The following is a 6,554-nucleotide window of genomic DNA, read 5'->3' on the forward strand; positions in this document are numbered from 1 at the left end:
GGATTGGGCGGAAGCTTATGAGAAGGAGCATGGGCTCGTGTTCTGCGAGGAACGCCTGAGGCCTGTTGACGAGAGAAGGCCGTCGCCAAACCGGAAAATATGGGAACGGATGAAGAGCTCGCAGCACGAGTTCGAGCGCAGCGAGTATGAACGCATCGGTGCTGAGTTCGACTATTTCATTCGGAACGACGAAGACGAAGGAAAAGACGGCGAGTGGCGCATCCTCAAGGATCGCCAGCGGGGGCAGCGCGAGCGCTTCTTCATGGATGGAAGGCAGGCGTTCCGGACTGTTCGTGATAAAGCCTATCGAACGGTAAGTCGCGAATTCAAGGCCGAGTGGCGTGGCTACTATCAAGCCAGGCGCGAGGGGCTGGACGGGGAGGCCCTCGACCTTCTCAAGGCTGGTATTCTGGAGCGCCGCGACAAGGCGCTCAATGAACGACGAAATGAAGCCTGCCGCGAACTGCGCGAAAAGCGGGATGAGGAATATGCGGCGCTTCTGGAGGTCCAGAAGCTTGAGCGGGTTCGGCTTCGCGAAGGACAGGAAAGCGGGCAGCGGGCGTACTGGCTTTTGGATGTTTCCCCATCGCCATTTGCTGCCGAGAAGACTGGCGCAACGCGTGATCAACTGAATGAACACGGTCTGAGTGAGGCTTTTCGCGAGTCTTCGCATGAAGTCACCGATCGCCGCGAGGACGAGGAGCGGGAGGAAGTGAAGCCGCGCGAAGACTTCGCCGATGACGAGATATCGCCAGCCGATAGTGTCAACCCCGGCAGGACCAGAGGCCTGGGTGATGTCGGTCTGGGCATTGCGGGTGCACTTGGTGTGATTGGCGAGCGGCTGTTCGACGGGTTTTTTGGTGGAGGCACGAAGATGAAGGATGCCCGCGAGGCCAGGAATGAGCCGGATGCGGCGAAAGCGAAGACCGCGCAACGTGCCGTCGAGGAGCAATCCCGTATGAGTGCCAACGCCGAGGAGGAAGTAAAGCTTGTGGCCTATTGGCGCGAGCGACGGGAGCGGAAACGCGAACGGGACTAAGCGCGGACTGGGGGCAGGGGCCAGCTCCAGGTCCGGGAGGATGCTGGCCCAACCGGATGACGAGGCAGCGGTCATGCGCGCCCGGATCATGGCGGCATTCGCGAGTTTGCTGGACATCGCGATCGCGAGACTTTTGCTCCATTACGCGGCACGGATGGCTGGGCTGCTGACGTTCGGGAAAAGCGAGCGGCTGGCGGCCATGGCGGCGCTTCAGCAGGAGCGGGATGAGGCCGTTCAGCGGTTGCGGCAGAGCATCTTGGAAGAAAGGCGACGGGCGCTCCGATCTGTTCGCGATCGGGCAAGGCGCTCTCTCCTTGCCCGACCGGTTCGGAAGCTCGATCGGCGCTCACGGCTCAGCACCTACTGCAGTCCGTGAAATGATCGCCATTGGCTCTTTGATAAGCAGAGCGCTCCCTTCAGTTTGAAGAAGCCCGCCTTCTCCTTCCGCACACTGTAGTGAGCCCAAAGGTTGAACACGCGCCGCCGTGCCCTGTTACCGCCGTCGGCGAACAAGTACTCGGCGATAGAGCGCGCTCCGTAGATGATGTCGCCTGAGTTGATCGCATCAGACCGCGGGGCTGTCTCGTCCTTGTGTTCGTTCGCGATGGTAGTGGGGGCACCGCGGCATCGTGCATTATGGAGCTGCATAGCTCGATAGCATTCGTCGGCGGTACCAACCCGGTTGTGGCGTTGAGAATTACCGCTGATATCCGCGACGAGTGCAGGATGCTTAGTGTTCACGTGTGTAACCATAGCTTCTACCTCATTACGGGTTGATCCCACGCCACAAAGAAGCCAACACTTGCGAAATCTAAATACCACCGAGCGAAGTTTTCTCGCGCAGCACGTCGACCCAGCGAAATCGTGCCAGACAATTTGAGAAATCAGTTGGCGGATCGGACCGAGTGGAGCTTTGGACGGCTCCTGAAGTACCATTTAGAGAACGGCACGCGGCCGAACGTCGAGCCATCCAAGATAGGCAAGCCGTGGCAGCCGAAGGAGTTCGGCGGGGTCATGGGGATTTCGGCAAGGGCCGTCTCCTATTGGCTCCGGGATCGCCATCTCCCTCTCGGTACAGCCGAGATCGAAAGTGCCTTGTTTGGGAAGCGGCAGGACGTTGACGAGCTTCGCGCCGAGCTAAGGCAGGCTCTTCAAAAGACCAGGTCCTCGAAGATCTCCAAACGGCCAGAGACGAGTCCACAGCCGGACGGCACAGAGCGGTCGGCATCAGACGGGCCTGCCAATTCCGGAGGGGCAGTAGCGACACCCTCCGATGCAGACGTGGCCAAGTCGGACAGTTCGTCCGAACAGGCTGGGCGGCCTGTGAACCTGCCGGTCCTCTTCGTCGCGGCTAAGCCAGAGCCTAAGCCCGAGACGATTGAGCTCAAGCCGGGCAACGGAGCGCGTCAGACAGCAGGATCAGGCGGAGCTGCGCGGCCGAACGAAAACGCCGGAAAAGATCAGAAAAGCCGGGGGCCAACCTCTGCAATTCCAACAGCTTCCGCCGGGGCCAAGAAAGCCCAAGGTGCGCCGTATCGTTCAAGCCGGAAGACATTCTATGGCGTCGCAGCCGGGTTTGTTCTCGTCCTCGGAGGATATGGCTGGACGCAGTTGCCAAGCCGCCCAGGTGGGGCAGTGGTTCAGACCACGCCGCCGCCGCCCGTACCGCAACCCGATCCTCCCGTCGAGCCGCTTCCGGGCGGCAAAGGTAGGGGGCCTGGGGGAGGGAACGGCGACGGATTTAAGCCGATTAACGGCGACGAGGATATTCGACGCGACGCGTTGACCAGCTTTAAACTGCGCGACAACGTTACCGTAAGCGGACAGACGATCGGCGGGACGATTACGCTCACTGAGGCCGATTGTGCCGTGGCCTGCAATCGCTCCCGATGCGACGGTTGGGCATTCAACAAGAATGGTCCGCTTATCCGGGGCGCTTACCGTAGTTGCTTGAGGTTTGCTGCTCCGCTCACCTTTACCCAAGATTCTAACTATGTGTCCGGGCAGAGGATTCCTGAGCCCGATGCTCCCAAGCCAATCAACGTTACAGTTCTGACGGAGCCTGTCGTCCCGAAACCTCAGCCGGGTCAGGTGACCGGCGCTGAAGCTCCGGTTGAGAAAGACCGGGTCCATTGTGCCGGGCGCTATTTTGTAATGCCGGGATTCAAGCTGACCTGCGGTCAGATGCTGACTGATGGCACCAGCCCCGGCCCCGGCCCGTCGTCGTTCATCGTTGGGACCGCGATGGAGTGCATGGCCAAATGTAAGCCGGTCGAGAACTGCGTCGGCTTCACCTACGACGTCGCAGAAAAATCGGTCCAGCATATCTGCCGGATCTTCGGCCCCACGCCGAACACGGTGACCTCAGCCGGATGGCTGAGAGCTGTTCGTGATAGGTGATGTAGGCAAACAAGCTTCCTGCACAGATTAATCTTGTCCAATTCAGCGAGCAGGTTTGAGGGCTTCTGAATCCAAGTAATTCTGATAAAGTATCCCAACTATCGGAGTTGCTTGAGGCAGAAATGAATGCGTCCACAACCATTGACCCCAATGCTCACGTCTTGGAGTTCCTTCATCATTACTGTGATCCAGAAAACCAATTTGATTACGCAGTCCTTATCCGCGGGCGGTGGGGTGCCGGAAAGACGTTTCTCATCAACAAATTTCTCAAGGAGCGGAAAGAGCGAGCTCAGAGCAAAAACCTTTACGTCAGCTTGTACGGATTTACATCTTTCCGACAGGTAGATGAGGAGCTCCATCGGCAGCTTCACCCTGTTCTCTCGTCCAAGGGAATGAAAATTGCTGCGAAGGTCGCTCGTGGGTTGCTCAAGGCGACCACCAAGATCGATCTTGAGGACAACGGGAAAGCCGATGTCACACTAAACGCGAGCCTCCCCGACATCGACCTTGCCGAATATTTCAAGACACCGAAAGAGTGCCTATTGATCTTTGACGATCTTGAACGATGTTCCATGCCTATCTCTCAGATGCTCGGGTACATCAATGCTTTTGTCGAGCACGAGGGATTCAAGGCGATCATCGTCGCCAATGAAGACGAAATCCTCAGGCAGCAGGATGAAAAGTATGCGGAGATAAAGGAAAAGCTGATCGGCCAAACGCTGCAGGTGCGTTCAACATTTGATTCCGCCATCGAAAGTTTTCTGCCTCTTATTCGGTGCGAGCGATGTCGGAATTATTTGCTGGAGAATAGAAAGGAGATTGAGCTCCTTCACGAACAATCGCAGACGGATAACCTACGTCTGCTTAAATACGCTCTCTGGGACTACGAACGACTTTCGGCCTGCTTCACCGACGCGCACTGGGAAAAGCCAAGCGCAATGAGTGTAGCCTTGCACATCGTCGTGGCGCTCTCGTTCGAGGTTCGATCGGGGCGAGTCAGAGAAGAGGAGCTGGAAGGCATTCTTTCGAGGGCCTCTCTCTTTGGCAGAAGCAAGAACGAAGAGACGCCCTCAAGTCGCGTGAGGGCGCGGTATCCCGAGGTTGAGTTTACTCAGGGGCTAATAACCAGCGATTTGTTGAAGCCTCTTCTTTTTGAGGGGTGGGTGAATCCGGCAGACGTATGTTCAGTCCTCGATCAGAGCCCATACTTTGCCTCACCGGAATCGATGCCCGCTTGGAAGGCCGCGTGGCACGGTTGGGACTTGGAAGACAGCGAGTACGAAAAAGCCGTTGCAAAGGTCGAAGAGCAGTTCGCAAAGCGCGAATTTTTGATTACCGGCGAGATACTGCACGTTTGCGGACTAAGGTTGGCATTTTCGGACGTCGGGGTGATTAGCAAATCGAGAGCCGAGGTCGTAGAAGAAGCCAAGGCGTATATTGATGACTTGCTCAAGGATGACCGATTCCCGGACACATTCGAAACCAACAGGCGTGATCGGATGAGTTGGGAAGGGCTCGGATTTTCTGAGGCACAATCGCCGGAATTCAGCCAAATTCTGACGCACTTCGATGCGGCGTCGGAGGAAGCTCGAAAGAAGGCCCTTCCCGCGATTGGGGAGAGGCTTCTTAAAACAATGGCGGAAGACCCTCAGAAGTATTTTCGACTTCTGTGCGTCAACAACGTCGAAGCGAGCCCATATTATGATGTTCCGGTTCTCGCGGCCATTGACCCTGTGATATTTGCCGAGCGGGTCCTTGCGCTGCCAGCCGACAGCCAAAGATCTGTGTTTAGCGCCTTCAAAGGACGTTACGACACCGGCATGCTGCTACGGGAGCTCTCTGACGAAAAACCATGGTTGGAGGCAGTGAAGACAGCTTTGGACGCAAGGTTGGCGACCCTCCGGCCAATGTCAAAGTATCGACTGAAAAATCGCCTCGGACACGGGATTGATCCATTTCTCGCTCCGGCGCCTTCGTCCTAGCGCTCGCCCGTCAAAGACGCTGGGTCCGCTCTTGTTTTGCTATCCAGCTGAGCAAGATCGACCGACGCGCGCAGATGTTTGCGCCTAGGCGGAAGACTGGTAGGCAATTGGTCTCAACGAGGTTGTAGACCTTGCGACGGTACTTCCGGTCACCATAGATGAATTCGGCGATCTCATTTGCTCCGGAGAGGATGTCGCCTGCGAGCGGCGCAGCTGATGCATGCCGCGTTCGGTGATCTCCCGAAATAGAGTTGGGCGGGGCGGGAATGTTGTCTGTCTCGTCCATAGTGATGCTCGCAGTTGAGAATTCCATTCTATGGCTTTCCGCGTTGGCGTTGCTTCGGAAAATCTCTCAAAAGAAGTTTGCCCGAGTTATCGGTCCGCGTCGGACCGCCATAATTTGTTTGAACGAGTTGAGCGTCTAGCCAGCCGCAGCCCGGATGCAGTCTGATTGATCAGACAAAGAGAGCAGGAGCGTCTTTGTCATCCTATTAAGTGTTGAAGGGCTCAGCTCCCTCGCGCCTGCACGGTGCAAAAGCATTGCCGGGGAAACTTCGGTACGTCTGCAGACAGAATTGTCATCCGCACTGGTGAAGCGCGGGGGTTGGAATCAATTTGGTGCGAGGGTTACTCGAACGACAGCATTGCCATGAATCCAGAGGAATCATCATCGCTGAACCGCATCGAGCGCACCGAACGTGCGCTCGTGTTGCTGGCGTACTTCATTGAGCTGGATGGCGACGTGCATCTACCGCTGTTCGAGAAATTCGAGGCTGAGCTTGAAGAGTTCAAGCGCATGGAGGGCGCTAAACATCGCGCCCGCCGGTTGCTCATGGCTCACAGCCGCGACGGCGGCTTGAAGGCGATGGACTCCATGAATTTGAGCTTGAGCTCCAATGGCGGTCCTTTGCCGTATTTGGGTTTGCCTGTCCGGTGACCCATCAAGCTGTCGATCAGGCTGTCTGGTGCTTCCGCCGCGATCAGTCGATCCTTGAAGCTGTGCCGAAGCGAATAGAGCGAATGCAGCTTCGAAGGCCGCAGCCCGTGAGCCCTGAGATACTTGTTCACGAGCGCTGACCGAGACGATGATTTGTCCCGGTAGGTCGGAAACCCATGCGGACGCAGCTTCATCA

The 6,554-nt window shown here is 57.0% G+C and carries 6 protein-coding genes; 5 read left to right on the top strand and 1 reads right to left on the bottom strand.

The window, feature by feature from the left end; all coding sequences use genetic code 11:
• The 4 genes from DYI24_RS18450 to DYI24_RS18465 all read left to right on the top strand — a co-directional run.
• On the top strand, positions 1-1,039 hold a 1,039-nt coding region (locus DYI24_RS18450), incomplete at its 5' end, for a hypothetical protein (protein ID WP_205523581.1).
• Positions 1,040-1,079: 40 nt separating this feature from the next.
• Positions 1,080-1,415, top strand: coding sequence for a hypothetical protein (locus tag DYI24_RS18455; protein ID WP_164573348.1), 336 nt, complete (start codon positions 1,080-1,082; stop codon positions 1,413-1,415).
• A gap of 905 nt (positions 1,416-2,320) precedes the next feature.
• A complete protein-coding gene (locus tag DYI24_RS18460) occupies positions 2,321-3,439 on the top strand; it encodes a PAN domain-containing protein (protein WP_164573350.1) in 1,119 nt (372 codons plus the stop codon).
• 122 nt (positions 3,440-3,561) lie between these two features.
• The gene (locus DYI24_RS18465) at positions 3,562-5,421 is read left to right on the top strand and encodes a P-loop NTPase fold protein (RefSeq protein ID WP_164573351.1); all 1,860 of its coding nucleotides are present in this window, start codon (positions 3,562-3,564) and stop codon (positions 5,419-5,421) included.
• A 10-nt stretch (positions 5,422-5,431) separates the two neighbouring features.
• Here the strand turns inward: DYI24_RS18465 and DYI24_RS18470 are convergent, their stop codons facing one another.
• Entirely contained in the window at positions 5,432-5,707 is a 276-nt protein-coding gene (locus DYI24_RS18470; RefSeq protein ID WP_205523582.1) for a DNA-binding protein, read from the bottom strand.
• A gap of 363 nt (positions 5,708-6,070) precedes the next feature.
• Here DYI24_RS18470 and DYI24_RS18475 point away from each other — a divergent pair, with 363 nt between their 5' ends.
• Positions 6,071-6,358: a hypothetical protein gene (locus DYI24_RS18475; protein WP_205523583.1), complete on the top strand. Its 288-nt coding sequence runs from the start codon at positions 6,071-6,073 to the stop codon at positions 6,356-6,358.
• Positions 6,359-6,554: the final 196 nt, after the last annotated feature.

Origin of the sequence: Rhodopseudomonas sp. BR0C11, assembly GCF_010820945.1 — a bacterium.
Taxonomy (GTDB): Bacteria; Pseudomonadota; Alphaproteobacteria; order Rhizobiales; family Xanthobacteraceae; genus Rhodopseudomonas; species Rhodopseudomonas palustris_H.

Coding starts and splice junctions, on each gene's coding strand:
- DYI24_RS18455 (WP_164573348.1), top strand. CDS start 1,080: ATGCTGGCCCAACCGGATGACGAGGCAGCGGTCATGCGCGCCCGGATC.
- DYI24_RS18465 (WP_164573351.1), top strand. CDS start 3,562: ATGAATGCGTCCACAACCATTGACCCCAATGCTCACGTCTTGGAGTTC.
- DYI24_RS18470 (WP_205523582.1), bottom strand. CDS start 5,707: ATGGACGAGACAGACAACATTCCCGCCCCGCCCAACTCTATTTCGGGA.
- DYI24_RS18475 (WP_205523583.1), top strand. CDS start 6,071: ATGAATCCAGAGGAATCATCATCGCTGAACCGCATCGAGCGCACCGAA.